At 73.3% G+C, this 26,209-nt stretch carries 21 protein-coding genes and 1 rRNA gene; 16 read left to right on the top strand and 6 right to left on the bottom strand.

Annotation, left to right across the window (positions count from 1 at the left end; genetic code table 11):
- A 5S ribosomal RNA gene (gene rrf / locus ACZ4WH_RS30175) occupies positions 1–95 on the top strand; the annotation flags it as partial.
- Positions 96–126: 31 nt separating this feature from the next.
- Here rrf and ACZ4WH_RS30180 read toward each other — a convergent pair.
- Complete coding sequence (locus ACZ4WH_RS30180) at positions 127–840, bottom strand: hypothetical protein (protein WP_468186770.1); 714 nt, start codon at positions 838–840, stop codon at positions 127–129.
- 525 nt (positions 841–1,365) lie between these two features.
- On the opposite strand from ACZ4WH_RS30180, the gene ACZ4WH_RS30185 reads away from it, so the two are divergent.
- Positions 1,366–2,109 (top strand): tetratricopeptide repeat protein, encoded by a 744-nt coding sequence (locus ACZ4WH_RS30185; RefSeq protein ID WP_468186767.1) that lies wholly within the window; start codon positions 1,366–1,368, stop codon positions 2,107–2,109.
- Between the two features lie 87 nt (positions 2,110–2,196).
- On the opposite strand, the gene ACZ4WH_RS30190 is transcribed toward ACZ4WH_RS30185, so the two are convergent.
- Positions 2,197–3,480: a DUF1015 domain-containing protein gene (locus ACZ4WH_RS30190; RefSeq protein ID WP_468186594.1), complete on the bottom strand. Its 1,284-nt coding sequence runs from the start codon at positions 3,478–3,480 to the stop codon at positions 2,197–2,199.
- Between the two features lie 74 nt (positions 3,481–3,554).
- On the opposite strand from ACZ4WH_RS30190, the gene ACZ4WH_RS30195 reads away from it, so the two are divergent.
- From ACZ4WH_RS30195 to ACZ4WH_RS30210, 4 genes are all read left to right on the top strand, one after another.
- On the top strand, positions 3,555–4,583 hold the full coding sequence (locus tag ACZ4WH_RS30195; protein WP_468186597.1) for an HAD-IIA family hydrolase: 1,029 nt from the start codon (positions 3,555–3,557) through the stop codon (positions 4,581–4,583).
- A gap of 80 nt (positions 4,584–4,663) precedes the next feature.
- A complete protein-coding gene (locus tag ACZ4WH_RS30200) occupies positions 4,664–5,707 on the top strand; it encodes a FecCD family ABC transporter permease (protein ID WP_468186600.1) in 1,044 nt (347 codons plus the stop codon).
- Positions 5,704–6,750, top strand: a complete 1,047-nt coding sequence (locus ACZ4WH_RS30205; RefSeq protein WP_468186602.1) for a FecCD family ABC transporter permease — start codon at positions 5,704–5,706, stop codon at positions 6,748–6,750. The genes ACZ4WH_RS30200 and ACZ4WH_RS30205 overlap by 4 nt, the downstream gene beginning before the upstream one ends.
- Complete coding sequence (locus ACZ4WH_RS30210) at positions 6,747–7,619, top strand: ABC transporter ATP-binding protein (RefSeq protein WP_468186605.1); 873 nt, start codon at positions 6,747–6,749, stop codon at positions 7,617–7,619. Before ACZ4WH_RS30205 ends, ACZ4WH_RS30210 begins: the two co-directional genes overlap by 4 nt.
- A 10-nt stretch (positions 7,620–7,629) precedes the next feature.
- On the opposite strand, the gene ACZ4WH_RS30215 is transcribed toward ACZ4WH_RS30210, so the two are convergent.
- The gene (locus ACZ4WH_RS30215; protein ID WP_468186608.1) at positions 7,630–7,977 is read right to left on the bottom strand and encodes an SCP2 sterol-binding domain-containing protein; all 348 of its coding nucleotides are present in this window, start codon (positions 7,975–7,977) and stop codon (positions 7,630–7,632) included.
- A 42-nt stretch (positions 7,978–8,019) separates the two neighbouring features.
- Here ACZ4WH_RS30215 and ACZ4WH_RS30220 point away from each other — a divergent pair, with 42 nt between their 5' ends.
- From ACZ4WH_RS30220 to ACZ4WH_RS30245, 6 genes are all read left to right on the top strand, one after another.
- On the top strand, positions 8,020–8,319 hold the full coding sequence (locus ACZ4WH_RS30220) for a hypothetical protein (RefSeq protein WP_468186610.1): 300 nt from the start codon (positions 8,020–8,022) through the stop codon (positions 8,317–8,319).
- A gap of 7 nt (positions 8,320–8,326) precedes the next feature.
- Positions 8,327–9,142 carry a TlyA family RNA methyltransferase gene (locus ACZ4WH_RS30225; RefSeq protein ID WP_468186613.1) on the top strand — a complete coding sequence of 272 codons (816 nt, stop codon included), beginning with the start codon at positions 8,327–8,329 and terminating at the stop codon, positions 9,140–9,142.
- The gene (locus ACZ4WH_RS30230; RefSeq protein WP_468186616.1) at positions 9,139–10,056 is read left to right on the top strand and encodes an NAD kinase; all 918 of its coding nucleotides are present in this window, start codon (positions 9,139–9,141) and stop codon (positions 10,054–10,056) included. The genes ACZ4WH_RS30225 and ACZ4WH_RS30230 overlap by 4 nt, the downstream gene beginning before the upstream one ends.
- Before the next feature lie 39 nt (positions 10,057–10,095).
- The gene (gene recN, locus ACZ4WH_RS30235) at positions 10,096–11,838 is read left to right on the top strand and encodes a DNA repair protein RecN (RefSeq protein WP_468186619.1); all 1,743 of its coding nucleotides are present in this window, start codon (positions 10,096–10,098) and stop codon (positions 11,836–11,838) included.
- Between the two features lie 570 nt (positions 11,839–12,408).
- Positions 12,409–13,158, top strand: a complete 750-nt coding sequence (locus ACZ4WH_RS30240) for a hypothetical protein (RefSeq protein ID WP_468186621.1) — start codon at positions 12,409–12,411, stop codon at positions 13,156–13,158.
- 314 nt (positions 13,159–13,472) lie between these two features.
- Positions 13,473–14,642: a glycosyltransferase family 4 protein gene (locus tag ACZ4WH_RS30245; RefSeq protein ID WP_468186624.1), complete on the top strand. Its 1,170-nt coding sequence runs from the start codon at positions 13,473–13,475 to the stop codon at positions 14,640–14,642.
- A gap of 6 nt (positions 14,643–14,648) precedes the next feature.
- Here the strand turns inward: ACZ4WH_RS30245 and ACZ4WH_RS30250 are convergent, their stop codons facing one another.
- The 3 genes from ACZ4WH_RS30250 to ACZ4WH_RS30260 all read right to left on the bottom strand — a co-directional run bounded on the left by ACZ4WH_RS30250 (position 14,649) and on the right by ACZ4WH_RS30260 (position 19,724).
- The gene (locus tag ACZ4WH_RS30250) at positions 14,649–16,295 is read right to left on the bottom strand and encodes a PucR family transcriptional regulator (protein ID WP_468186627.1); all 1,647 of its coding nucleotides are present in this window, start codon (positions 16,293–16,295) and stop codon (positions 14,649–14,651) included.
- Positions 16,296–16,395: 100 nt separating this feature from the next.
- Entirely contained in the window at positions 16,396–17,778 is a 1,383-nt protein-coding gene (locus tag ACZ4WH_RS30255; RefSeq protein ID WP_468186630.1) for an FAD-binding protein, read from the bottom strand.
- Positions 17,779–17,921: 143 nt separating this feature from the next.
- On the bottom strand, positions 17,922–19,724 hold the full coding sequence (locus ACZ4WH_RS30260; RefSeq protein WP_468186633.1) for a glycoside hydrolase family 15 protein: 1,803 nt from the start codon (positions 19,722–19,724) through the stop codon (positions 17,922–17,924).
- A 541-nt stretch (positions 19,725–20,265) separates the two neighbouring features.
- Between ACZ4WH_RS30260 and ACZ4WH_RS30265 the strand changes: the two genes are divergently transcribed.
- From ACZ4WH_RS30265 to ald, 4 genes are all read left to right on the top strand, one after another.
- The gene (locus tag ACZ4WH_RS30265; RefSeq protein ID WP_468186635.1) at positions 20,266–21,915 is read left to right on the top strand and encodes a CTP synthase; all 1,650 of its coding nucleotides are present in this window, start codon (positions 20,266–20,268) and stop codon (positions 21,913–21,915) included.
- 101 nt (positions 21,916–22,016) lie between these two features.
- Entirely contained in the window at positions 22,017–22,643 is a 627-nt protein-coding gene (locus ACZ4WH_RS30270) for an NUDIX domain-containing protein (RefSeq protein ID WP_468186638.1), read from the top strand.
- 184 nt (positions 22,644–22,827) lie between these two features.
- A complete protein-coding gene (locus ACZ4WH_RS30275; RefSeq protein WP_468186641.1) occupies positions 22,828–24,888 on the top strand; it encodes a tetratricopeptide repeat protein in 2,061 nt (686 codons plus the stop codon).
- 137 nt (positions 24,889–25,025) lie between these two features.
- On the top strand, positions 25,026–26,150 hold the full coding sequence (ald, locus tag ACZ4WH_RS30280; protein WP_468186644.1) for an alanine dehydrogenase: 1,125 nt from the start codon (positions 25,026–25,028) through the stop codon (positions 26,148–26,150).
- Positions 26,151–26,209: the final 59 nt, after the last annotated feature.

Below are 26,209 nucleotides of genomic sequence, written 5' to 3' on the forward strand. Positions count from 1 at the left end.
AAACGCCCGGTTACATTCCGAACCCGGAAGCTAAGCCTCACAGCGCCGATGGTACTGCAGGGGGGACCCTGTGGGAGAGTAGGACACCGCCGAACAATCTTTGGAAGGACCCCTGGTCACCAGCGTTCAGCTGGGACCAGGGGTCCTTTTGTTTTTACAATGCTTGTAGTACCGAAGACAGGAGTCACCATGTCCACCAACTCGCCCGACGACCGACCGGAGCGCGACCCGCGGCGACGGGACAGTGGTGACCGGGGTGACCGTGGCGGCTTCCGCCGCGACAACGACCGGCGCGACAACGACCGCCGCAGTGGCGACCGCGGTGGCGACCGCGGTGGCTACGGCCGCCGTGACGATCGTCGTGATGACCGGCGCGACGACCGCCGTGGTGGTGGTTTCCGCCGCGAGGGCGACCAACGGGGCGCACGTCCCGGGTTCCAGCGGGATGACCGCGACCGGGGTGAGCGCGGCGGATTCCGTCGGGACGACCGGCGTGATGACAGGCGCGACGACCGCCGGGACGACCGTGGAGACCGCGGTTTCCGCCGTGACGACCGTGGTGACCGCCCCTCCTTCCGCCGTGACGACCGTGGCGACCGCCCCTCCTTCCGCCGTGACGACCGGCGTGACGACAACCGTGGCGGCTACGGCCGGCGCGACGAGAACCGCGGCGGTGGCTACGCGCGCCGTGACGACCGTCGGGATGACCGGCGCGACGACCGCGACCGTGGCGAGCGCGGCGGGTTCCGCCGCGATGACAGGCGCGACGACCGGCGCGACGACAGCCGTGGCGGCGGCTACCGCCGTGAGGGTGAGCGGGGTTCGCGCCCGGCCTTCCATCGGGACGACCGGCGTGATGACAGGCGCGACGACCGCCGGGACGACCGTGGAGACCGCGGCTTCCGCCGTGACGACCGTGGCGACCGTCCCTCCTTCCGCCGTGACGACCGCGGCGACCGCCCCTCCTTCCGCCGTGACGACGACCGTGGTGGCTTCCGCCGCGATGACCGCCGCGATGACGACCGTGGTGGCTTCCGCCGTGATGACCGCCGCGACGACCGCCGCGACGACCGCGACCGTGGTGAGCGCGGTGGGTTCCGGCGGGACGACAGCCGTGGTGACCGCGGTGGCTTCCGGGGCCGGGACAGCCGGGATGACCGCGGTGGCTTCCGGGGCCGGGACACCCGGGATGACCGTGGGAGCCGCGGGCCCCGTAGGGACGACCGCGGTGACCGTGGCGACCGCGGCGGTCGCCCCGGTGGCTTCCGGGGCCGGGACGGCCGGGACGGCCGTGACGACCGCCGTGGCGGTGGCCGGTTCCGCGATGAGCGGGACCGGGACCGGGACCGGGAGCCGATCAAGCGGCTGCCGATCCCCGAGGACGTCACCGGCGACGAGATCGACAGGGACGTCCGGCAGGAGCTCCAGAGCCTGCCCAAGACGCTCGCGGAGGACGTCGCCAAGAACCTGGTGATGGTCGCCCGGCTCATCGACGAGGATCCCGAGGGCGCCTACGGCTACTCCAGGGTGGCGCTGCGTCTGGCGTCCCGCGTGGCCGCCGTACGCGAGGCCGCCGGATTCGCCGCGTACGCGAACCAGAAGTACGGCGAGGCCCTCGCCGAGTTCCGGGCCGCCCGGCGGATGACCGGCAGCGTGGACCTGTGGCCGGTGATGGCCGACTGCGAGCGCGGGCTCGGCCGGCCGGAGAAGGCGCTGGACATGGCCGGCGCCCCGGAGGTGCACAAGCTGGACAAGGCCGGTCAGGTCGAGATGCGCCTCGTCGCCGCCGGTGCCCGGCGTGACATGGGCCAGCTGGACGCGGCCATCGTGACCCTTCAGAGCCCGGAGCTGGCCTCCAACTCGGTGCAGCCGTGGACCGCTCGCCTGCGCTACGCGTACGCGGACGCCCTGCTGGCGGCCGGCCGGGAGCGCGAGGCGCGGGAGTGGTTCGCGAAGGCCGTCGAGGCCGACCGGGACGGCAGCACGGACGCCTCCGACCGGCTCGCCGAGCTGGACGGCGTGGAGTTCGTCGACGCTCTGTCCGAGGAGGGTGAGGACGCGGCCGACGAGTCCACCGACGCCTCCCCGGAGGACGGCGACAAGGACTGACGTCAGTCACCGAGAAGAGGGCGGGTTCCCCCGGGAACCCGCCCTCTTTCGTGTGCTGTCGGCCCGTGCGGCGTCAGCCGCTGCGGCTCAGATCTCCAGTGCGCGGAGCACCAGCCCCGAGGCCGGTTTGGGGCCGAACGACGTCGACTTGCGGGGCATGGTCACGCCCTGCCGGGCCAGGTCGCGTACGACTTCCTCGCGGACCGGGTGCATCAGCACCGCCGTACCGCCGTCGCGTTCCGCCTTCTCTACGGTCGCGGCCGTGTCGTGGATGTAGGCGATGTGGGCCGGGGAGTCCTCGGGGATGTGCCAGACGTGGTCGAGCAGCGTGGCGTGCAGGACCGTGGCGTCCAGGGCGCGCCAGGCGGCCGGGCGGTCCGCCGGGACGGTCCGGGCCAGCAGGTCCGGGTCCGGGCGGTCGAGCAGGTGGAAGGCGCCGTCGCCGGCCAGCAGGAAGGCGTTGCCGGCGCAGGCCGCGTCCGCCAGTGTCTCCAGGGCCTCGGGGAGGGGTTTGTCGAGGTGTCGTACCCGGAACAGGCCGTTCACCGCCGCCAGCGCGTCCGCGACCGGCAGGCCGTGCAGCAGCCGGTGGATGGCGCGGACGCGCAGCGGGTAGCGGGCGGTGTCGACCAGGAGGACCAGGCCGTAGTCCCAGGGGCTGGGGGAGGGGTGTTCCAGGCGCAGCCGGCGGTAGGTGGCCCAGCGGTGGTGGCCGTCGGCGATCAGGGCCTGGCGGCCGGCGAGGTCGGTCTGGACGCGGGTCAGTTCGCCGGGGTCGGTGACGGACCAGAGGCGGTGCCGGAAGCCGTCCTCGGTGGTCGTGGCCAACAGGGGCGGGCGGTCCGCCGTACGCTCCACGACCTCGGCCGCGGCGCCGTCTCCCCGGTAGGTCAGCAGCAGCGGCTCGAGGTTCGCGCGCGTGGCCCGCATCAGGGCGGCGCGGTCGGCGACCACGGGCGGCATGACGTCCTCGTGCGGGAGCACCACGCCTTCGGCGGGCTCGGTGACCCGCAGGGTGCCGATGATGCCGCGCTGGAGCATGCCGTCGCCGTTGCGCTGCTCGTACACGTACAGGCCCGGCTCGGGGTCGGCGGTGAGGATGCCCTCGTCCAGCCAGCGGCGCAGGGTGTCGGCGGCCTGCTCGGTGCGGGCGCTGGGGGTGCCGGCCTGGGGCAGGATCAGCCGGACGATGTTGTACGGGTCGGCCGACTGGAGGTGGTGCAGGCCGTCGGGGCGTACGACGACGTCGTAGGGCGGGGAGGTGACGGAGGCGAGGCTGCCGACCCGGTCGGGGTCGTAACGAAGGCCTCGGAACGGGGTCAGTTCCAGGCCTCGACGCGCCGTTGCCTCCCAGTGACCGGCAGTGTTCATCCCGGCATCGTACGTGTGTCAGTGGCATGCGGGATGATCGGGGGAAAGGCGAGTGAACGAGGAGCGATGTGGACATGAGCCAGGGCGTCAGGACGAGGCCCGAGGGCAGTGGGCAGCCCCTGAGCGAGGCGTACGACACGGCGCTGCTCGATCTGGACGGGGTGGTGTACGCGGGCGGGAGCGCGATCGCGCACGCGGTCGACTCGCTGGCGGTGGCCCGGTCGGGCGGGATGCGTCTGGCGTACGTCACCAACAACGCGCTGCGGACCCCGGACGTGGTGGCCGAGCATCTGACGGAGCTGGGCATACCGACGGGCGCGGACGAGGTCATCACCTCAGCGCAGGCCGTCGCGCGGCTGATCAGCGAGCAGGTGCCGGCCGGGGCGCGGGTGCTGGTGATCGGTGGGGACGGGCTGCGGGTGGCGCTGCGCGAGCGGGGCCTGACGCCGGTGGAGTCGGCGGACGACGACCCGGCAGCGGTCGTGCAGGGCTACGGCGGGCCGGATCTGCCCTGGGGGCGGTTCGCCGAGGCGTCGTACGCGATCCGGCGTGGCGTGCCGTGGTTCGCGTCCAACACCGATCTGACGATTCCGAGCGGGCGGGGCATCGCGCCGGGCAACGGGGCGGCCGTGGAGGTCGTGCGGATCGCGACGGGTGCCGAGCCGCAGGTCGCGGGCAAGCCGCTGCCCCCGATGCACCGGGAGACGATCATCCGGACCGGGGCCGAGCGTCCGCTGGTGGTCGGGGACCGGCTGGACACGGACATCGAGGGCGCGTTCAACGGCGGGGTGGACTCGCTGCTGGTGCTGACCGGGGTCACCGACGGGGCGCAGCTGCTCGCCGCGCCGCCGCGGCACCGTCCGACGTATGTGGACGCCGATCTGCGCGGGCTGCTCACCGGGCAGCCGGAGATCACCCAGGAAGGTGACGGTTTCCGTTGCGGCGGGTGGACGGCGACGGCCGGGGCCGGTCGGCTGGAGCTGACGGGTGACGGCGAGGCGCTGGACGGGCTGCGGGCGCTGTGCGCGGCGGCGTGGACGGCGGCGGGGGAGGGTTCCTGCGCGCTGGACGGGGAGAAGGCGCTGGCCAGGCTGGGGCTCTGACGGTCCCCCAGCGGGACGCGGGCGGATGTCACAGGAACCGGGGATCGAGATCGAATGCGAGGGTAGGCTAACCTAACCTCGTGTTGGTCGACAGTCCTCCGGAACAGCGCGCGGAGACCGCCCCCGCGCCCCCAACCCGCCGGGCGGCGAGGACCCTTGGGCTCCTGCTCTCGGTCGTGCTCCTGGTGCTCGTCGCTCTGGCGAGCATCGCGATCGGGGCGAAAGCGCTGTCGCTGGACCAGGTCTGGCACGGCCTGTTCCACGACACGGGGACGTACGGCGACGTGGTCGTGGACGAGCGGCTCTCACGTACGGCCCTCGGTGTGCTGGCCGGCGCCGCCCTCGGGCTCTCGGGCGCGGTGCTCCAGGCGCTGACCCGCAACCCGCTGGCCGAGCCAGGGTTGCTCGGGATGAACGCGGGCGCCTCCGCCGCCGTCGTGACGGCCATGACCTACTTCGGCGTCACCAGCCTTGCCGGATATGTGTGGTTCGCGTTCCTCGGCGCGGCGGCGGTCGGCGCGCTGGTGTGGTTCCTCGGCGGCAGCCGGGGTGCCACCCCGGTGCGGCTCGCGCTCGCCGGTACGGCGATCAGCGCGGCCCTGTACGGCTACCTCCAGGCCGTGATGATCACGGACGGGGCGGCCCTGGGCAAGATGCGCTTCTGGACGGTGGGTTCGCTGGTGTCGGCCACCGACGCGACCATCGTGCAGGTCCTGCCGTTCCTCGCGGTCGGCACGGTCCTCGCGCTCGCCCTGGCCCGGCCGCTGAACGCCGTGGAGATGGGCGACGACACCGCCCGCGCCCTCGGCGCGAACCTCGACCGCACCCGGGCGCTGGCCATGCTGGCCGCCGTGGTGCTGTGCGGTGCCGCGACCGCCGCCTGCGGCCCGATCGTCTTCGTCGGCCTGATGGTCCCGCACGTCGTGCGCTCCTTCACGGGCCCCGACCTGCGCTGGATCCTGCCGTACGCCACGGTCCTGGCGCCCGTGCTGCTGCTCGGGGCCGATGTCATCGGCCGGGTCGTGGCCCGCCCCGCCGAGCTTCAGGTCGGCATCGTCACGGCGGTCATCGGCGGCCCGGTCTTCATCTTTCTCGTACGACGGCGGAGGACGGCCCAGCTGTGAAGACACACTCCAGGAGCCGTGCCGTACGCACCCCCGGCGGGCTCTCGCTGCGCCTGGACCCGCGTGCGCTGATCGTCGTCGTCCTGCTGCTGGCCGCCGCCTGCGCCGCCGGTGTGGCGCTGATCGGCACCGGCGACGCCAAGATCCCGGCGGCCGACGTGCTGCGGACGCTCGCCGGGAACGGCACCGCCTACCAGGACTTCATCGTCAACGAGCTGCGGCTGCCCCGGGTCCTCGTCGGCCTGCTGGTCGGCGCCTCGCTGGGCCTGGGCGGCGCGCTGTTCCAGTCCGTCTCCCGCAACCCGCTCGGCAGCCCGGACGTGCTCGGCCTGTCGCAGGGCTCGACGGCCGGCGCGCTCGTGGTGATCGTGCTGATGTCCGGCAGCGCCTCCCAGGTGACCCTGGGCGCGCTGGTCGGCGGCCTGGCGACCGGTCTCGCGATCTACGTGCTGGCCTGGAAACGGGGCGTGCACGGATACCGGCTGGTGCTGGTCGGCATTGGCGTCAACGCCATCATGACGGCGGTCAACGGCTATCTGCTCACCAAGGCGGACCTGGTCGACGCGACCCGGGCGGTGGTGTGGATGACCGGCTCCCTGGGCGGCCGGGACTGGGACCAGGTGGGGCCGCTGCTCGGGCTGTGCGCCGTCCTCGTCCCGCTGGTCCTCGCCAACGCGCGCGGCCTGCGGATGATGGAGATGGGCGACGACATCTCGAACGCGCTCGGCGTACGGGTGCAGCGCGTCCGGCTCCTGCTGATGGTCTGCGCCGTCCTGCTCGTCGCCGCCGCCACGGCCGCCGCGGGCCCCGTCAGCTTCGTCGCGCTCACCGCGCCGCAGCTCGCCCGGCGCCTGACCCGCTCGCCGGGGCCGAACCTGGTGCCCTCGCTGTGCATGGGGGCGACGCTGCTGGTCGCCGCCGACTGGGCCTCCCAGCGCGCCTTCGGCGCCGACCAGCTGCCCGTCGGCGTGGTCACCGGCGTCCTCGGCGGCGTCTACCTGCTGTGGCTGCTGGTCACCGAGCGCCGGGCGGGCCGGATATGAAGCGCGCGCAGGGCCCGGACGGGAGCGGCGCGCACCCGAACACCCCTAGGAGCACTGTGAACCGCCTGTCCGCCGAGAACGTCACCCTCGCCTACGACCAGCGGGTCATCGCCGAGCAGCTGTCGGTGGAGATCCCCGACAACTCCTTCACGGTGATCGTCGGCCCGAACGCGTGCGGCAAGTCGACGCTGCTGCGGGCGCTGTCACGGATGCTCAAGCCCAGCCACGGCCGGGTGCTGCTGGACGGGCAGGCCATCCAGTCGATGCCCGCGAAGAAGGTCGCGCGGACCCTCGGCCTGCTGCCGCAGTCGTCCGTCGCGCCCGACGGCATCACGGTCGCCGACCTGGTCGGCCGGGGCCGCTACCCGCACCAGGGCCTGCTGCGCCAGTGGTCGGCGGAGGACGAGCGGGTCGTGAGTGAGTCGATGCGGCAGACCGGGGTCGCGGAGCTGGCGGAGCGGTACGTGGACGAGCTGTCCGGCGGGCAGCGGCAGCGGGTGTGGATCGCCATGGCGCTCGCCCAGCAGACCCCGCTGCTGCTCCTGGACGAGCCGACCACGTACCTGGACATCCAGCACCAGATCGACGTCCTCGACCTGTGTGCCGAGCTGCACGAGGAGCAGGGCCGGACGCTGGTGGCGGTGCTGCACGACCTCAACCACGCCGCCCGCTACGCCACCCACCTCATCGCCCTGCGCGGCGGCACGGTGATCGCCGAGGGCTCCCCGAACGACATCGTCACGGCCGAGCTGGTGGAGGAGGTCTTCGGGCTGCGCTGCCAGGTCATCGAGGACCCGGAGACGGGGACCCCGCTGGTGGTCCCGGCGGCGCGGAAGGCGCGCGCGGAGAAGGTCACGGCGGCTTCCTGAGCAGGAGCGTCTACAGCAGCTTCCTGAGCCGGAACAGGTCCAGCAGGCTCGCCTCCAGCCGCACCCGGCCCGAGCCCCAGGCGGTCGCGAAGTTCAGCTCGCCGTCCACCAGGGCCACCAGGTCGTCCCCGGCCATGGTGAGCCGGATCTGCGCCTTCTCACGGGGTGGCCCCGGGTGGGTCTCGTCGACCTCGATCCGGCCGTCGGTCATCCGGCCCGCGAAGGTGACGTCGAGATCGGTGATGTGGCAGCTCACCGAGCGGTCGAGCGCGGCGGCCGCGCGGACGTCGCCCTCGGCCCCCTGCATGTTGTCCGAAAGCTTCCCCAGTGCGACGCGGCACTCCTCGATCGTGGCCATCGCCCACGACGGTACCCCAGCGGTTCGGGGTAGCGTCTGGGCATGAGCGAGTCCGTGTCCGAGGCCGACATCGACACCGAGGCGGCGCCCGCGTACGACCCCGCGGCGCCCGCCCCCCTGAACGTCCCGCGCACCCCCACCGGCAACGCCGAGGTCGACGCCCAGCTCGACCGACTCGCCGACGCCGACCACCTCGCCACCGACGGTCATGTCGAGGTGTACGAGGATGTGCACCGGGGGCTGCGCGACGCGCTCACCGCGCTCGACGCCCGCCCGGGACCTCCGGTGCCCCCGCCTTCGCACCCACAGGCGCCGTCACCGGCGTACCGACACAGGAGCTGAACCGAACGTGGCAGGAGTCGCACGCCGCCGTCTCGACGCGGAGCTGGTCCGCCGGAAGCTCGCCCGCTCGCGCGAGCACGCCAGCCAGCTGATCGCCGCCGGGCGGGTCACCGTCGGCAAGACCGTGGCGACCAAGCCGGCCACGCAGGTGGAGACCGCGGCGGCGATCGTCGTCCAGGCCGACGACAGCGATCCCGACTACGTCTCCCGGGGCGGGCACAAGCTCGCCGGCGCGCTGGAGGTCTTCGTGCCGCAGGGGCTCGTCGTCGAGGGCCGGCGCGCGCTGGACGCCGGGGCGTCCACCGGCGGCTTCACCGATGTCCTGCTGCGCGCGGGAGCCGCCCACGTCGTCGCGGTGGACGTCGGCTACGGACAACTCGCCTGGTCTCTCCAGAAGGATGAACGCGTCACCGTCAAGGACCGTACGAACGTACGCGAGTTGACGCTTGAGGCGATCGATGGGGAACCTGTGGATCTTGTCGTGGGCGATCTGTCCTTCATCCCGCTCGGGCTGGTGCTGCCCGCTCTGAAGCGGTGCGTGACGCCGGACGCCGACCTGGTGATGATGGTCAAGCCGCAGTTCGAGGTGGGGAAGGAGCGGCTCGGCAGCGGGGGTGTCGTACGGAGTCCGCAGCTGCGGGCGGAGGCCGTGCGCGCAGTGGCCGAGAAGGCGTGGGAGCTGGGGCTCGGGGTGCGGGGGGTCACCGCGAGCCCGCTGCCCGGCCCCTCGGGGAACGTGGAGTACTTTCTCTGGCTGCGGGCGGGGGCACCCCAGGTGGACCCGGCCGACGTCGACCGTGCAGTGGCGGAGGGGCCGCGTTGACACAGAACCTGGCGCGTACTGTTTTCCTGCTCGCCCACACCGGGCGGCCCGCGGCGATCCGCAGTGCGGAACTCGTCGTCAAGGGCCTGCTGCGGCATGGCATCGGGGTGCGGGTGCTGGAGGAGGAGGCGCGCGACCTGCCGCTCCCGGACGAGGTGGCCCTCGTCAAGGAGGCGACCGCGCAGTGCCTGGACGGGTGCGAGCTGTTGATCGTGCTGGGCGGCGACGGCACGCTGCTGCGCGGCGCCGAGTTCGCGCGGGCCTCCGGGGTGCCGATGCTGGGGGTCAACCTCGGGCGCGTCGGGTTCCTGGCGGAGGCCGAGCGGGACGACCTCGACCGGGTGGTGGACCGGGTGGTGGCGCGGTCCTACGAGGTCGAGGAGCGGATGACCGTCGACGTCGTGGTGCACCGCAACGGTGACATCGTGCACACCGACTGGGCGCTGAACGAGGCGGCCGTGCAGAAGGCCGGCGCCGAGAAGCTGCTGGAAGTCGTGCTGGAGATCGACGGGCGGCCGGTGACCGGGTTCGGGTGCGACGGCGTCGTGCTGTCCACGCCGACCGGGTCCACGGCGTACGCCTTCTCCGCCGGGGGACCGGTGGTGTGGCCGGAGGTGGAGGCACTGCTGATGGTGCCGATCAGCGCGCACGCGCTGTTCGCCAAGCCGCTGGTCACCTCGCCGGACTCCGTGCTGGCGGTGGAGGTGCTGCCGCACATCCCGCCCGGGGTCCTGTGGTGTGACGGGCGGCGGACCGTGGAGCTGCCGCCCGGGGCGCGGGTCGAGGTGCGGCGGGGGGCTGTGCCGGTACGGCTGGCCCGTCTGCACCATTCGTCCTTCACCGACCGGCTTGTCGCGAAATTCGCGTTGCCCACCACGGGATGGCGGGGAGCACCGCACCACCCCTCGGAGTGACATGGGCGGGCCATGTGCGCTCGCCGCCCCGGACCTCGTATGGTCTGTTCCGTGTTGGAGGAGATGCGGATACGGTCGCTCGGGGTCATCGACGATGCCGTTGTCGAGCTTTCGCCTGGGTTCACCGCCGTCACCGGTGAGACGGGTGCGGGCAAGACCATGGTGGTCACCAGCCTGGGGCTGCTGCTCGGTGGCCGGGCGGACCCGACGCTGGTGCGGATCGGGGCCGAGAAGGCGGTCGTGGAGGGGCGGGTCGCCGTACCCCCCGGCGCCGCGGCCGTCGTACGCGCCGAGGAGGCGGGGGCCGAGCTGGACGACGGGGCCCTGCTGATCAGCCGTACCGTTTCCGCCGAGGGCCGCTCCCGGGCGCATCTGGGCGGGCGCAGCGTGCCCGTCGGGCTGCTCGCCGAGCTGGCCGACGACCTGGTGGCCGTGCACGGGCAGACCGACCAGCAGGGGCTGCTGAAGCTGTCCCGGCAGCGGCAGGCGCTCGACCGGTACGCGGGCGACGCCGTCGCCGTGCCGCTCGCCAAGTACACCGAGGCGTACAAGCGGCTGCGGGCCGTCTCCACCGAGCTGGAGGAGATCACCACGCGCGCGCGTGAGCGGGCGCAGGAAGCCGACATGCTGCGGTACGGGCTCGACGAGATCGCCGCCGTGGAGCCCCGGGCCGGCGAGGACGTGGAGCTGGCCGAGGAGGCCGAGCGGCTGGGGCACGCCGAGGCGCTGTCGTCCGCCGCGACGGCCGCGCACGCCGCCCTCGCGGGCAATCCGGAGGACCCCGAGGGGATCGACGCCTCGACCCTCGTCGCGGGCGCGCACCGGGCCCTGGAGGCCGTGCGGTCGCACGATCCGGCGCTGGCCGCGCTCGCCGACCGGATCGGGGAGATCGGCATCCTGCTCGGTGACGTGGCCGGCGAGCTGGCGGGGTACGCCGACGATCTCGACGCCGACCCGCTGCGGCTGGCCGCCGTGGAGGAGCGCCGGGCCGCCCTGAACGCCCTGACCCGCAAGTACGGGGACGACATCGCGGCCGTCCTGGCCTGGGCCGAGCAGAGCGCCGCGCGGCTCACCGAGCTGGACGGCGACGACGAGCGGATCGAGGAGCTGACCGCCGAGCGGGACGCGCTCCGCGCCGAACTGGGCGGGCTCGCGCAGGCGCTGACGGACGCGCGCACGGAGGCCGCCGAGCGGTTCGCCGCCGCCGTGACCGCCGAGCTGGCCTCGCTGGCGATGCCCCACGCGCGCGTGTCCTTCGACATCCGGCAGACCGAGGACCCGGAGGGTGTCGAGGTCGGCGGCCGGACGGTCGCCTACGGCCCCTCGGGCGTGGACGAGGTCGAGCTGCTGCTCGCTCCGCACCCTGGCGCCCCGGCGCGGCCCATCGCCAAGGGCGCGTCCGGCGGTGAGCTGTCCCGCGTGATGCTGGCCGTGGAGGTGGTGTTCGCAGGGACCGACCCGGTGCCGACGTACCTCTTCGACGAGGTCGACGCGGGTGTCGGCGGCAAGGCGGCGGTCGAGATCGGCCGGCGGCTGGCGAAGCTCGCCAGGACCGCGCAGGTCGTCGTGGTCACCCACCTGCCCCAGGTCGCCGCGTTCGCCGACCGCCAGCTGCTGGTGGAGAAGACCAACGACGGCTCCGTCACCCGCTCCGGCGTGAAGGTCCTGGAGGGCGAGGAGCGCATCCGCGAGCTGTCCCGCATGCTGGCGGGCCAGGAGGACTCCGAAACGGCCCGCGCCCACGCGGAGGAACTCCTCGCGACCGCCAGGGCGGACCTGTAGGACCGCGCGCCCCGGGGCGGGCGCCGGCCAGGTGTCCGCCCCGGGCCCACGGGCGTCAGGCCGACGGCGCCGGTTCGGTCAGGCGCCGGCGGGCGATGTCGTAGGCCCACGCGTGCGTGGACACCTTCGTGTCGACGGCGAAGCCCTCGTCGCGCCGGCCGTCGAGCGAGCCGGCTCGGCACGACGAGGGCGCGCTGCACCGGCGTGCGCCCGCGGACGAGGCAGACGGCCCCGGCCATGCCCAGGTACTCGGCGATGGGCCGCCGCGAGGGCCGCGTCCGGCGCGCGTCCGGGGTGTGCTCGCGGGTCCTGATCCCGAGCGCGTGCAGGTCGTAGCCGTGGTCCCGGCGCCCAGCGAGAAGTCCGGGCGGCGCGTTCGACGTTGTCGTAGACGCTCAGGTCGTGGTGGATCGCCATCCCGCCCGCGCGAGCCTTCCGGGTCTGTCGCCGTGGCTTCCGCGTCATGTGCCCCTCCCGCCGTACGCCGTCCCCCCGACCCCCGCATCGTGGCAGGCGGCACTGACAACGGCCGGGCCCCGGCGGGGAGCAGTGCGCCCTTAGGGTGATGTGGTGATCGTATGTGCGGGCAGGGGGAGTGCCTTCGGGTCGGCGGCGTTGTTGGCGCGTGCGGCGTGTGCCGGGCTCCGGAAGGCCGCTCCCGGTGGGCGGGAGCGTTGGGAGCGGACGAATCATGCCGGGCGGGTCGTGGGGCTGTACGCCGGGCCGGCCGCGGTGCTGGGGGCGGCGGTCGCCGCGGGGCGGGTGCGTCCCGGGGCCGGGTTCGCGGTGCTGGCCGCCGGGGTCTGTGGGGCGTACGACGATGTCGCCGGGGATCACCGGCGGGGGTTCCGGGCACATCTGGGGGCCCTGCGGGACGGTGAGGTCACCAGTGGGGCCGTGAAGTTGTTCGGGATCTCGGCAGCGGCGCTGGTGGCGGGGGCGCTGATGAAGGAGCGTCCGCTCGACAAGCTGCTCGGCGGGGTCGTGATCGCCGGGACGGCCCACCTGGTCAACCTCCTCGACGTGCGGCCGGGGCGGGCCGCCGGCGCGGTGCTGGCGCTCGGGGCGCCGGGGCTCGTACGGAAGGGGCCGGCGGCCGAACTGGCCGCCGGGGCGATGGGGGCCGCCGCGGCTGTGCTGCCCGACGACCTCGGCGAGCGCGTGATGCTCGGGGACACGGGGGCGCACGCCCTCGGCGCCGCACTGGGGGCGGCCGTGGTGGCGGGAAACCGGCGCGCGGGGCTGCTCGCGCACGCCGTCGCTCTGGTGGCCGCCGCCCGGTACGGGGACCGGGTGAGCGCCTGGGCCCGCGCACTGTGAGCGGCTGACCTCGTCGTATGCCCGCGCACACCGTTCGGCCGTGGCGCGCCTTCCCTCACCCGTGTGGGTGATGTGCTCCGGCGCATTGCCCCGGCCCGCCGCAGGGTGCGCCCTCCCCGATGTCCCTGAACGGCCGTACGTCCTGGCATGCTTGGCAGGGAACGCGGGGCGGGCAGCGGGTCCGGACGGTCCGCCCGGGAGGCGCGCGGGGTGCGTCCTTCCGCCCCCCTGAGCCCGCTACCTTCTGTACGTTTCCTCGTGACCACCCCACGTGAACCTCGTGCCCGTCCCCCGTGAACCAGGAGCCCGGCCCCGTGAGCCCCCTGAGCAGCAACGCACCGCACGGCCAGTCGCCGCTGCGCACCGTGCAGGTGCTCGGCGGAGGCAACGCCGGCAGCAGCGCGCATGTGCGCTCCCTGGCCGAGGGGCTGGTGGCGAGGGGCGTGCGGGTCACCGTATGCGCCCCCTTCGAGGCCGATCACGCCTTCGACTTCACCGGGGTCGGTGCCGAGCACGTGCACGTGCCGCGCAGCAGCGACCCCGTCTCCGTGGCCGCGCTCCGGACGGCGTGCGCGAACGCCGACCTCGTGCACGCGCACGGCCTGCACGCCTCCTTCCGGACCGTCCTCGCGCTCAGCGGGCGCACCACCCCACTGGTGGTCACCTGGCACAACCGTGCCCACGCGGAGGGCCCGCGGGCCCATCTGCTGCGGTTGCTGGAGCGGCGCGTGATGAGGACCGCGGCCGTGGTCCTCGGCACCAGCCCCGACCTGGTCGACCGGGCCCGGCGGACCGGCGCGCGCGACGCCCGGCTCGCGGCCGTCGCCCTGCCGGGTCGGCGCCTGCCCGGCGGCCTCCTCGACGCCGACGCCCTCGACCCCCTCGACCGCGAGGACCCCGACCGGATGCGGCCCAAGACCCGGGCCGAACTCGGTGCCACGGGCCGTCCGTTGCTCATCGCGGTCGGCTCCCTGGACCGGCACCGCGGCTACGACGTCCTGCTCGACGCGGCCCGCGCGTGGCGTGACCTCGACCCGGTGCCGCTGGTGGTCGTCGCGGGGGAGGGGCCGCTGCGGCCGGTGCTGCAACGGCGGATCGAGGACGAGGAGCTGCCGGTGCGGCTCATCGGGCACCGCGAGGACGTGCCCGAGCTGCTCGCCGCCGCCGATCTGGCCCTGCTGACCAGCAGTTGGGAGTCGCGGTCCGTTCTCGCCCAGGAGGCGCTGCACGCGCGCGTGCCGCTCGTCGCCACCCGGGTCGGCGGCATCCCGGACCTCGTCGGCGACGCGGCCGAACTCGTCCCGTACGGAGATCCGGAAGCCCTCGCCGACACCGTCGTACGGCTCCTCGCGGACCCGGAGCGGTGCGCGGTGCTGCGCGAGCGCGGGACGCGGCAGGCCGCCACCTGGCCGACCGAGGACGAGACCGTCGCCCAAGTCCTCACCGTCTACGACGAGTTGACCCAGCCGAGACCACTGGCCTGACCGGCCTCAGGGCACGTGCCGGCGCGCCCGCAGGGCCAGGCTCAACGCCAGTACCGTCTGCGGGTCGTCCAGGTCGGTACCCAGCAACTCCCCGATCCGGGCGAGCCGGTTGTAGAGCGTCTGCCGGTTGAGATGCAGTTCGCGGGCCGTCTCCGCCTTGCGGCCGGCGTGCGCCAGATACGTCTCCAGGGTCGGCAGCAGCGGCGGCCTGGAGCGGTGGTCGTGGTCGCGCAGCGGGCCGATCGCCCGGTCCACGAAGGCCGCCAGATCCGGGTGGTCGCGCAGCCGCCACAGCAACAGGTCGATGTCGAGGCGCCGGGCGTCGTACCAGGGCCGGTCGGTCAGGCCCTGGGCCGCCGTCGCGGTCTCCGCCGCGTGCCGCAGCCCCGCCGAGGCCGCGGCCCAGCCGCCCGCCACCCCGACGACCACCACCGGCGGCGGCGAGCCCGGCCGGAGCATCCCGGCCCGCTCCGCCCCGGCCCGCAGCGCCGCCGCCACCCGGTCCGCGACCGCCGCCCGCTCCGACTCCGAGCGCAGCCCCAGCAACACCAGCACCCGGCCCTCCACCGGCCGCACCCCGAGCAGCACCGGCACCCCCACCGCGGCCAGCTCCTCGGAGACCGCCCGGGCCAGCACCGCCCAGCCCCCGCCGGGGGAGAGGCTGTCCCCGATCCGCATCACCACCGGCAGCAGCGGGCTGTCACCGGGCTTGAAGCCGAGCACCCGGGCCTGCGCCGGGGCGTCCTCCGCCGCGATCCGGCCCTCGGCGAGATCGGTGAGGAAGTCACCGCGCCCGCGCGCCGCCAGCTCTTCTTCCTGCCGGGCCTGCATCAGCACCACGGCCAGGATGCCCGCGGCCCGCTCGGCGGCGATCCGGTGCACCGGGGCCAGCGGTGAGCGGACCGGCAGCAGGACCAGGCGGGCGCGCACGGAACCGGCGGTGCCGGGTCCGCCGCCGGGCACGTCGACCAGTACCGACCCGGCGGGCGGCGGGGCCTCCTTGTGCGGGCCGCGCAGCCCCTCCCACACCTGGAGCGGGTCCGCGCCCTCGGGCCCGGCCCCGGCGGCGTACAGCAGCCGTCCGTCGGCGGTCTCCAGGAACACCGGGTTGCCGCTGAAGTCGGCCAGGATGTCCAGCACCTGCGGCACCCCGCCGCCGCCCAGCAGGGCCTCGGTGCAGCGCCGGTGCACCTCCTCCGCTCGCTGGAGCAGCGCGTAGTGGCCGTTGACGATCTCGGTGTGGATCTCCTCGGTGACCGTCACGAACGGCACCTCGCGGTGCAGCTGGACCAGCGGCAGCCCGGCCGCGCGGGCCGTGTCCACCAGGGCGGCGGGCAGCCGGGCGAAGCGCGGGCCCAGCTCCACCACCAGGGCGGCGATCCCGCGCTCGGCGAGGGTGCGCACGAACGCCCGCTGCTCGGCCGGCCGGGTGCCGAGGCCGTATCCGGTGGTCAGCAGCAGCTCGCCGCCCTTGAGCAGTGAGGCGATGTTCGGGACCTCCCCCGCGTGCACCCAGCGCACGGTGCGGCCGAGCCGGTCGCCGCCCGCCAGCACCTCCGGCAGCCCGCTGCGCAGTCCGGGCAGCTCCAGCGCCCGCTGCACGGTGATTCCGGCGCCCTGGGTGTCGGATCGGTGGTCCGTACGGCTGTCCATGCGGCGACGCTACCTGCGGGAACGCCCTCAGGACAGCTCCCCCTGGGACAGCCGGCCCAGGACAGCGGGCGCAGGACGGCCGGTGCAGGACAGCTCGTGTCTAGACCGGCCGGATGTTGTGGTTGAACCGGAACACGTTGTCCGGGTCGTACCGCCGCTTCACCTTCGCCAGGCGCAGGGTGTTCCCGGCGCCCAGGCCCGCGCGGACCCGCTCGGGGCCCTCGTCGCCGATGAAGTTGAGGTACACGGCACCCGTGCTCCACCGCCGCAGGCCGGCGCGCACGTCCCGCACCCAGGTGATCGACCGCTCGTCGTCGGCCGGGTCCGCCCAGATCGCGAACGGGTGCGCCGCCCAGGGCGCGTCCCGGTACGGCACCGGGTACTCGTGCGGACCGGCCGCGACGGCCCCGCCCTGCGGGAAGAGCAGATGCTGGGTGGGGGTCGGCACCGGCATGCCGTCCGCGCGGGCGCAGAAGACGTCCACCGCCTCGTCCGGCAGCCCGGTCAGATACTCCGCCGACCAGTAGTTCCGCAGCCCCGCCGGCTGGTCGAGCATGCACTGCGCATCGGCGTACGGCATGTCACCGGCCAGCTCCACCTCGTGCGGCAGCGCGAGCAGCGGCTCGGCGAGCTTGCGCAGCTCGTCCTCGCCGCCGGTGTAGGTCAGCAGGGCCGCGCACAGCGGCGTGCCCGCCAGCTCCGGGGGTGTGAACTCCTCGGGCGGGCCGGCGAGGTACAGCGCCGCGCCGCCCATCTCGTCCGGCCCGGTGCGGATGACCTCCCGGAAGGTGCGGAGCACGTCCGGTCCGAGATCCGGCAGGTACAGCAGCAGGACGATCGAGAACTCCGGCAGCTCGTGCAGCCGCAGGGTGAGCGCGGTGGCGACGCCGAAGTTGCCGCCCCCGCCGTGCAGCGCCCAGAACAGCTCGGGGTTCTCGTCGGCGCTCGCGTGCAGCCGCTCGGCGTCGGCGGTCACCAGCTCCACGGCGATGAGGTTGTCGACGGCGAGGCCGAAGGCGCGGTCCAGCCAGCCGGTGCCGCCGCCGAGGACGAAGCCGCCGACGCCGGTGGTGGAGGCCCGCCCGCCGGTGGTCGCGAGACGGTACGGCTCGGTGGCCCGGTCGAGATGGCTCATCGTGGCACCGCCCTCGATGCGGACCGCCTCGGCCGCCGGGTCGACGGTCACCCGGTGCATCCGGCGCAGGTCCACCACGAGCGCGCCGTCGCCCAGTGCGGTACCGGCCACGCTGTGGCCGCCGCCGCGCACCGCGATGTGCAGGTCCAGCTCCCTGGCGAAGCGCACGGCCCGCACCACATCGGTCGCGTCCGCGCACTGCGCGATCACCGCCGGCCGCCGGTCGACCCTCGCGTTGAAGACCGCACGGGCCTCCTCGTAGCCCAGGTCCCCCGGCGCGAGAACCTCTCCGACCAGATCCTCGCGCAGCGCGGCGAGGGCCGCGCCCGCCTTCGAGAGGGAAGCCATGGCCGCCCCCTTCCGGAAAAGGGGCATCTGTCCGGTTCCAGGGTAGGCAGGTCGCGCCCCGAAGGGGCGCGGGGACCTGCGTGACCAGCCACGACGGACCCGCGGACGGGCGAAGAGCAGGCACGGCGCCCCTGGCGGAGCGTCTAGCCTCCGTAGGCGCCCGACGCGGTCAGCCGCAGGGCCGTGTCGATCAGCGGGACGTGGCTGAACGCCTGCGGGAAGTTGCCCACCTGGCGCTTCAGGCGCGGGTCCCACTCCTCGGCGAGCAGACCGAGGTCGTTGCGCAGCGCGAGGAGCTTCTCGAACAGCTTGCGGGCCTCGTCCACCCGGCCGATCATCGCCAGGTCGTCCGCCATCCAGAACGAGCAGGCCAGGAACGCGCCCTCGTCGCCGGGCAGGCCGTCGACGCCCTTGCGGTCGCCCTCCGTCGGGTAGCGCAGGATGAAGCCGTCCGGGGTGGACAGCTCGCGCTGGATGGCCTCGATGGTGCCGATCACCCGCTTGTCGTCCGGCGGCAGGAAGCCCATCTGCGGGATGAGCAGCAGTGAGGCGTCCAGCTCCTGTGAGCCGTAGGACTGGGTGAAGGTGTTGCGCTCCTTGTCGTAGCCCTTCTCGCACACGTCCCGGTGGATGTCGTCGCGCAGTTCCTTCCAGCGCTCCAGCGGGCCGTCCGCGTCGCCGGACTCGATCAGCTTGATCGTGCGGTCGACGGCGACCCAGGCCATCACCTTCGAGTGCACGAAGTGCCGGCGCGGGCCGCGCACCTCCCAGATGCCCTCGTCCGGCTCCTGCCAGTGGTCCTCCAGGTAGCGGATCAGCTTCAGCTGGAGCAGGGAGGCGTAGTCGTGGCGGGCCAGACCGGTCATGTGCGCCAGGTGCAGGGCCTCGGTGACCTCGCCGTACACGTCCAGCTGGAGCTGGTGGGCCGCGCCGTTGCCGACCCGGACCGGGGCGGAGCCCTCGTACCCCGGCAGCCAGTCCAGCTCGGCCTCGCCCAGCTCCCGCTCACCGGCGAGGCCGTACATGATCTGGAGGTTCTCCGGGTCGCCGGCGACCGCGCGCAGCAGCCACTCGCGCCAGGCGCGGGCCTCCTCTCGGTAGCCCGTGCGCAGCAGCGAGGACAGGGTGATCGCCGCGTCCCGCAGCCAGGTGTAGCGGTAGTCCCAGTTGCGCACGCCCCCGATGTCCTCCGGCAGGGAGGTCGTCGGGGCCGCGACGATGCCGCCCGTGGGGGCGTACGTCAGCGCCTTCAGGGTGATCAGCGAGCGGATCACCGCCTCGCGGTACGGCCCGTGGTACGTACAGTGCTCGACCCACTCGCGCCAGAAGTCCTCCGTCGCCTCCAGCGAGGCCTCCGGCTCCGGCAGGGGCGGCGGCTGCTTGTGCGAGGGCTGCCAGGAGATGGTGAACGTGATCCGGTCACCCGGGGCGACCGTGAAGTCGGCGTACGTGGTGAGCGCCTTGCCGTAGGTCTCGGCCTCGGTGTCGAACCACACCGAGTCCGGTCCGGCGACGGCCACCGTGCGGCCCTCGTGCTTGTGCACCCACGGCACCACCCGGCCGTAGGAGAACCGCATCCGCAGGGCCGAGCGCATCGGGACCCGGCCGGTGACGCCCTCCACGATCCGGATCAGCTGCGGGGCGCCGTCACGCGGGGGCATGAAATCGGTCACACGGACCGTGCCGCGCGGGGTGTCCCACTCCGATTCCAGGATCAGCGAGTCGCCGCGGTAGCCGCGCCGGGCGGCCGTGGGCGGCTTGGCGTCGGCGGCGTGCGCCGGGCCGAGGCGCCAGAAGCCGTGCTCCTCGGTGCCCAGCAGGCCGGCGAAGATGGCATGCGAGTCGAAGCGGGGCAGGCACAGCCAGTCCACCGTGCCATCCCGGCAGACCAGCGCCGCGGTCTGCATGTCTCCGATGAGTGCGTAGTCTTCGATACGCCCGGCCACGTGCAACTCCAGTCGAACGGCCACGTCACACCCCCGCGCAGGGGGCTGTCGCTAGTGCGGTCAAGGGTTCGTTGTTGTGCGTCGTTGAGCGGTGAAGCAAAGCAGTCCGCCGAGCCCTGAGGCAATACGACAGTCTTTGCTCAACGAACTGCCGCGCTCTCGTTGTTCCGGGTGATGTTGGCGGGGGTGTGCCGTCGTTCCGGCCGGGCTCGGCAGCGAATGTCCGAGCAGGATACGACGCACGTAGATGGTCTGCGTGCCGCTCCGGGCAACCCGTGTGGGCCGAACGAGTGAGCACTGGGTGAGAACGGTGTGTCCCGAGTATGACCTGAGTGACACCAGTGACATGTGTGGCGGCCCGCTGTGCCCGGGCGACCGCGAAGAGTGGTCGGGAGCCATCTCGCCCAGGCGCTGATACGCTGGTAGCCCGTGGACCGGTGGGAGAAAAACCCCCGAACCGCAGCGACGGCACCTCCGGAACACTCGGGAGGGTCGCCGTATCGCACCCCCAGACCGCGACCACGGGAGCCCCCTCTTGGCCATGCCGCCCAACACCACGACGACCAAGCACATCTTCGTGACCGGGGGTGTCGCCTCCTCGCTCGGCAAGGGTCTGACCGCCTCCAGCCTGGGCATGCTGCTCAAGGCGCGGGGCCTGCGTGTCGTGATGCAGAAGCTGGACCCGTACCTGAACGTCGACCCGGGCACGATGAACCCCTTCCAGCACGGTGAGGTGTTCGTCACCAACGACGGCGCCGAGACCGACCTGGACATCGGCCACTACGAGCGGTTCCTCGACCGCGACCTGGACGGAACCGCCAACGTCACCACCGGCCAGGTCTACTCGACCGTGATCGCCAAGGAGCGGCGCGGCGAGTACCTGGGCGACACGGTGCAGGTCATCCCGCACATCACCAACGAGATCAAGCACCGCATCCGGCGCATGGCCACCGACGAGGTCGACGTGGTCATCACCGAGGTCGGCGGCACGGTCGGCGACATCGAGTCGCTGCCGTTCCTGGAGACCGTCCGCCAGGTCCGCCACGAGGTCGGCCGGGACAACGTCTTCGTCGTGCACATCTCGCTGCTGCCCTACATCGGCCCGTCCGGTGAGCTGAAGACCAAGCCGACCCAGCACTCGGTGGCCGCGCTCCGGAACATCGGTATCCAGCCGGACGCGATCGTGCTGCGCTGCGACCGGGAGGTGCCCACCGCGATCAAGCGGAAGATCTCCCTGATGTGCGACGTCGACGAGGCCGCCGTGGTGGCCTGCCCCGACGCCCGCTCGATCTACGACATCCCCAAGGTCGTGCACGCCGAGGGCCTGGACGCCTACGTGGTGCGCAAGCTCGACCTTTCCTTCCGCGACGTGGACTGGACGACCTGGGACGACCTGCTCGACCGCGTCCACAACCCCGACCACGAGGTCACCCTGGCGCTGGTCGGCAAGTACATCGACCTGCCCGACGCCTACCTGTCGGTCACCGAGGCGCTGCGCGCGGGCGGCTTCGCCAACAAGGCCCGCGTGAAGATCAAGTGGGTCACCTCGGACGACTGCAAGACCCCGGCCGGCGCCAAGGCCCAGCTCGCGGACGTGGACGGCGTCTGCATCCCCGGCGGCTTCGGCGACCGGGGTGTGCTCGGCAAGGTCGGCGCGATCCGCTACGCCCGGGAGAACAAGATCCCGCTGCTCGGCCTGTGCCTGGGCCTCCAGTGCATCGTGATCGAGGCCGCCCGCAACCTGGCCGACATCCCGGACGCCAACTCCACCGAGTTCGACCCGGCCACCGCCCACCCGGTCATCTCCACCATGGCCGAGCAGCTCGACATCGTCGCCGGTGAGGGTGACATGGGCGGCACCATGCGGCTGGGCATGTACCCGGCCAAGCTCGCCGAGGGCTCCATCGTCCGTGAGGTCTACGACGGCAAGGAGTACGTCGAGGAGCGCCACCGGCACCGCTACGAGGTCAACAACGCCTACCGCGCGGAGCTGGAGAAGAAGGCCGGCATCGTCTTCTCCGGCACCTCGCCGGACGGCAAGCTCGTGGAGTACGTGGAGTACCCGCGTGACGTCCACCCGTACCTGGTCGCCACCCAGGCGCACCCGGAGCTGCGCTCGCGGCCGACCCGCGCGAACCCGCTCTTCGCCGGCCTGGTGAAGGCCGCGGTCGAGCGGAAGAACTCGAAGTAACACACCAGTTGTACGGTGGCCGGGGTGCGAACCTTCAAGGGTGAGCGCCCCGGCTTTCTTTTGGGGGCCGGCTTTTCGGAAAGCGTGTGGAAGGACAGGGCATGACGATCAAGGACACCCCCGAGGAGTGGGAGATCCGGGCCACGGACACCCCCTTCGTGGGCAACAAGACCTCCGTCCGCACGGACGACGTGGTCATGCCCGACGGGTCGGTGGCCCGCCGTGACTACCAGGTCCACCCCGGCTCCGTGGCCGTCCTCGCCCTGGACGAGGAGGACCGGGTGCTGCTGATCAACCAGTACCGGCACCCGGTGCGGCACAAGCTGTGGGAGATCCCGGCCGGGCTGCTGGACGTGCCCGGCGAGAACCCGCTGCACGCGGCCCAGCGGGAGCTGTACGAGGAGGCGCACGTCAAGGCCGAGAACTGGCGGGTGCTGACCGACGTGTACACCACGCCCGGCGGCTGCGACGAGGCCGTACGGATCTTCCTGGCCCGCGGCCTGTCCGACGCCGAGGGCGAGCGCTTCGCGGCGGAGCACGAGGAGACCGACATGCAGCACGCGCGCGTGCCGGTCGAGGAGCTGGTGCGCCGCGTCCTGGCCGGGGACGTGCACAACAACTGCCTCGTGGTGGGCGTGCTCTCCCTGGTCGCCGCCCGTGGCGGGGACGGTCTGGACGCGCTGCGTCCCGCCGACGCGCCGTGGCCCGCGCGCCCCTTCGAGAACTGACCCGACCCGTCCGGGACCTGACCGCACCCGTCCGGCCCACCGGTGTGACGATCGCCTGATCCGATCGGGCGATACCCGCGCCGCGCTCCTCCGGGAACGTCGCAGAGCGTGAACTAGGCTCTTCAACGCCCGCACCGGAAGACACCGGCGGGCTTGCGCGTGCGGTGGGACGGGAGTGTGGCCCGTGACGGATCAGGCGGTGGACCCAGACGGTGCGGAGCGGTCCGCGCACCCGGCCAGGGAGGACCGTTTCCTGGGCCGCGCACGGGAGTTGAAGGAGCTGCGCGCCGACATCGAGCGCGCCGGACTGGACACCCTCTCCGGCCGCAAGGCCCCCCGCGCGCGCGTGCTGCTCATCGCCGGCCGCCCCGGCTCCGGCCGGACCCGCCTCGCCGAGCAACTCGTCCGGCAGGTCGCCGGCCGTTACCCCGACGGAGTGCTGCGGGCCCGGCTCAGCGAGCCCGGCGGCACCCCGGTGCCCGTCGAACAGGCCGCCCGCGACCTGCTCGCCGCGCTGGAGCTGCCCGCCCCCGCCGGAGCCGCCGAGGACGACCTGGCCGCGGCCCTGCGCGCCGCCCTCGCCGGCCGGCGGATGCTGCTCCTGCTGGACGACGCGGCCGGCGCCGACCAGGTCGACGCGCTGCTCCCGGACGCCCCGGACTGCCTGGTGGTGGCCGTCTCCGGGGGCCCCCTCACCGGCATCGCGGACGTCCGCCCCTGCACGCTCGGCGGCCTGGACACCAAGTCCGCGCTGGAGCTGCTCACCGGTTACGCCGGCTCGGTCCGCGTCACCGTCGACCCGCGCTCCGCGGAGAGCCTGGTCGAGGCCTGCCAGGGCCACCCGGCCGCGCTGGTGCTGGCCGGCGGCTGGCTCGCCGCCCGCCCCCAGGCCGCCGTCTCCGACCTCGCCAAGCGGCTGCACGCCGACGCCGGCGCGGACGGCACCCCGCTGTCCCGCGTCTTCCGGGTCGTCCACGACCAGCTGCCCGGCCCGGCCGCCCGCATGCTGCGACTGCTGTGCCTCGCGCCGGCCGGCCTGGCCGACCCGCACACCGCCTCGGCGCTGGCCGGCTGCTCGGTCGACGCGGCCCGCGCCACCCTGGACGACCTCGTCGCCCTCGGCCTGCTGCGCGCGCTGGGCACCCCGCTGCCCCAGTACGAGGTCCCCGGCTGTCTGCACCCGCTGCTGCGCGCCCTGGCCGAGACCCAGGAGCGGCCCACGGAGCTGCAACTGGCCCGGGCCCGGATGCTGGAACGGACGGTACGGCTGCTCCAGTCCTGCCGGGCGATCACCGAGACCGACAGCCCGCAGGCCCGGGAGAAGCTGAGCGGCCTGCCCCCGGCGCTGCGCTTCCCGAACCCGCGGGCCGCCGCCGACTGGCTGCGCATCCGGCGGCCCGCCCTGCTGGCCTCCGCCCGCCTCGCGGTGGCCGACGGCGAGCTGGACACCCTGGCCCGCCGGCTGATGTCCCAGCTGGTCAGGGCCCTGGCGGCGCATGTCGGCACCCAGGCCGCCGCCCCCGACCTGTACGGCCTGCACGGCCTCGTCCTGGACGTCGCCGAGCGGCGCGGGCTGCCCCGGGAGAAGGCCGCGGCCCTGCTGAACCTGGGCGATCTGGACGCGCAGACCGGCCGGACCCGGGAGGCACTGGTCCGTTTCCGGGCCGCACTGGACGCCGGACGCGAGGCGAACGACCCGTACGCGACCGGCCGCGCGATGGAATCCGTAGGCGGTGCCTACCAGGAGCTGGGGGATCATGACCGGGCCGCCGACTGGTTCGGCCGGGCGCTGGCCGAGCGGCTGGCCCGGGGGGAGCACCCGGAGGCGGCCCGGCTGTACGGCCGTATCGGCACCGCCCACACCTACGCCGGCCGCTACGGCGAGGCGCTGCGGAACTGGCGGGCGGCCCTCGCCGGCTACCGCAGGAGCGGCGATGTCGCCGCCAGCGCGCGGGCGTTGAGCGAGATCGCCCGGGTGCAGGAGTACGCGGGGCGGCCCGAGGAGTCGCTGCGCACCTGCCAGGAGGCCGTGGAGTGGGCGCGGCGCGCCGAGGACGCGCGGTTGCAGGCCGCACTCCAGCTGCGGCTCGCCGACACCCTGGACCGGCTCGGCGACCCCGCGTCGGCCCGCCTGCACCGCGCAGCGGCGGAGCGCATGCTGGGTGAGGAGCCACCGGAAGAGGACGCAGGGCCGGAACACGACGCTAACGCCTGCGAAATCCGTAGTGCATCCAGCGAAGATTGATGCAATGAAAGGCTAGACAGTCGGAACACCTTCATTAAACTGGCTCTGCCGCTCGTTCTCCTGCGGTGTCTCCCGGTATGCCCCCGCATGTCTGGGTACGTCTTTAATGCACCCCCATACCCTCTGAGCCAAGGACCGTGATCGACGTGAAGGTCGGCATCCCCCGCGAGGTCAAGAACAACGAGTTCCGGGTGGCCATCACCCCCGCCGGTGTGCATGAGCTGGTGCGCAACGGCCACCAGGTCGTCGTCGAGCGGGGCGCCGGTCTCGGCTCCTCGATCACGGACGAGGAGTACGTCTCCGCCGGTGCCGCCATCCTCGACACCGCGGACGAGGTCTGGGCCGGCGCCGACCTGCTGCTGAAGGTCAAGGAGCCCATCGCGGAGGAGTACCACCGTCTCCGCAAGGACCAGACCCTCTTCACCTACCTGCACCTGGCCGCCTCCAAGGAGTGCACGGACGCGCTCCTGGAGTCCGGCACCACGGCCATCGCCTACGAGACCGTCGAGCTGCCGAACCGCGCCCTGCCGCTGCTCGCCCCGATGTCCGAGGTCGCGGGCCGGCTGGCCCCGCAGGTCGGCGCCTACCAGCTGATGCGCGCGGCCGGCGGCCGCGGCGTGCTGCCGGGCGGCGTCCCGGGCGTGACCCCGGCCAAGGCCGTCGTCATCGGCGGCGGCGTCTCCGGCTGGAACGCCACCCAGATCGCCATCGGCATGGGCTTCGAGGTGATCCTGCTCGACCGCGACATCAACAAGCTGCGCGAGGCCGACCGGATCTTCGGCACCAAGGTCAAGGCGATCATGTCCAACGCCTTCGAGCTGGAGAAGGCCGTCCTCGACGCCGACCTCGTCATCGGCGCGGTCCTCATCCCGGGCGCCAAGGCCCCGAAGCTGGTCACCAACGAGATGGTGTCCCGCATGAAGCCGGGAAGTGTCCTTGTCGACATCGCGATCGACCAGGGCGGCTGCTTCGAGGACTCCCGTCCCACCACGCACGCCGAGCCGACCTTCCGCGTCCACAACTCGGTCTTCTACTGCGTCGCCAACATGCCGGGCGCGGTGCCGAACACCTCCACCAACGCCCTCACCAACGCGACGCTGCCGTACATCGTCTCGCTGGCCAACAACGGCTGGGTGGAGGCGCTGCGCCGCGACCCCGCGCTCGCCAAGGGTCTCAACACCCATGACGGCAAGGTCGTTTACAAGGAGGTCGCCGAGGCCCACGGCCTGGACCACGTCGAGCTGGAGAGCCTTCTCGGCTGACCCAAAAGGCGATTCGTCAACACGGCTCGTCAACCCCGCGCACCCGGCCGGACCTTGCC

This window comes from Streptomyces sp. NPDC029138 (assembly GCF_055564375.1).

Excerpts from the sequence above, each read along its gene's own strand:
- ACZ4WH_RS30265 (WP_468186635.1), top strand. The coding sequence starts at position 20,266 with ATGCCGCCCAACACCACGACGACCAAGCACATCTTCGTGACCGGGGGT.
- ACZ4WH_RS30210 (WP_468186605.1), top strand. The coding sequence starts at position 6,747 with ATGAAGCGCGCGCAGGGCCCGGACGGGAGCGGCGCGCACCCGAACACC.
- ACZ4WH_RS30180 (WP_468186770.1), bottom strand. The coding sequence starts at position 840 with ATGGAAGGCCGGGCGCGAACCCCGCTCACCCTCACGGCGGTAGCCGCC.
- ACZ4WH_RS30250 (WP_468186627.1), bottom strand. The coding sequence starts at position 16,295 with ATGGACAGCCGTACGGACCACCGATCCGACACCCAGGGCGCCGGAATC.
- ACZ4WH_RS30190 (WP_468186594.1), bottom strand. The coding sequence starts at position 3,480 with ATGAACACTGCCGGTCACTGGGAGGCAACGGCGCGTCGAGGCCTGGAA.
- ACZ4WH_RS30215 (WP_468186608.1), bottom strand. The coding sequence starts at position 7,977 with ATGGCCACGATCGAGGAGTGCCGCGTCGCACTGGGGAAGCTTTCGGAC.
- ACZ4WH_RS30270 (WP_468186638.1), top strand. The coding sequence starts at position 22,017 with ATGACGATCAAGGACACCCCCGAGGAGTGGGAGATCCGGGCCACGGAC.
- ACZ4WH_RS30255 (WP_468186630.1), bottom strand. The coding sequence starts at position 17,778 with ATGGCTTCCCTCTCGAAGGCGGGCGCGGCCCTCGCCGCGCTGCGCGAG.
- ACZ4WH_RS30220 (WP_468186610.1), top strand. The coding sequence starts at position 8,020 with ATGAGCGAGTCCGTGTCCGAGGCCGACATCGACACCGAGGCGGCGCCC.
- ACZ4WH_RS30195 (WP_468186597.1), top strand. The coding sequence starts at position 3,555 with ATGAGCCAGGGCGTCAGGACGAGGCCCGAGGGCAGTGGGCAGCCCCTG.
- recN (WP_468186619.1), top strand. The coding sequence starts at position 10,096 with ATGGTCTGTTCCGTGTTGGAGGAGATGCGGATACGGTCGCTCGGGGTC.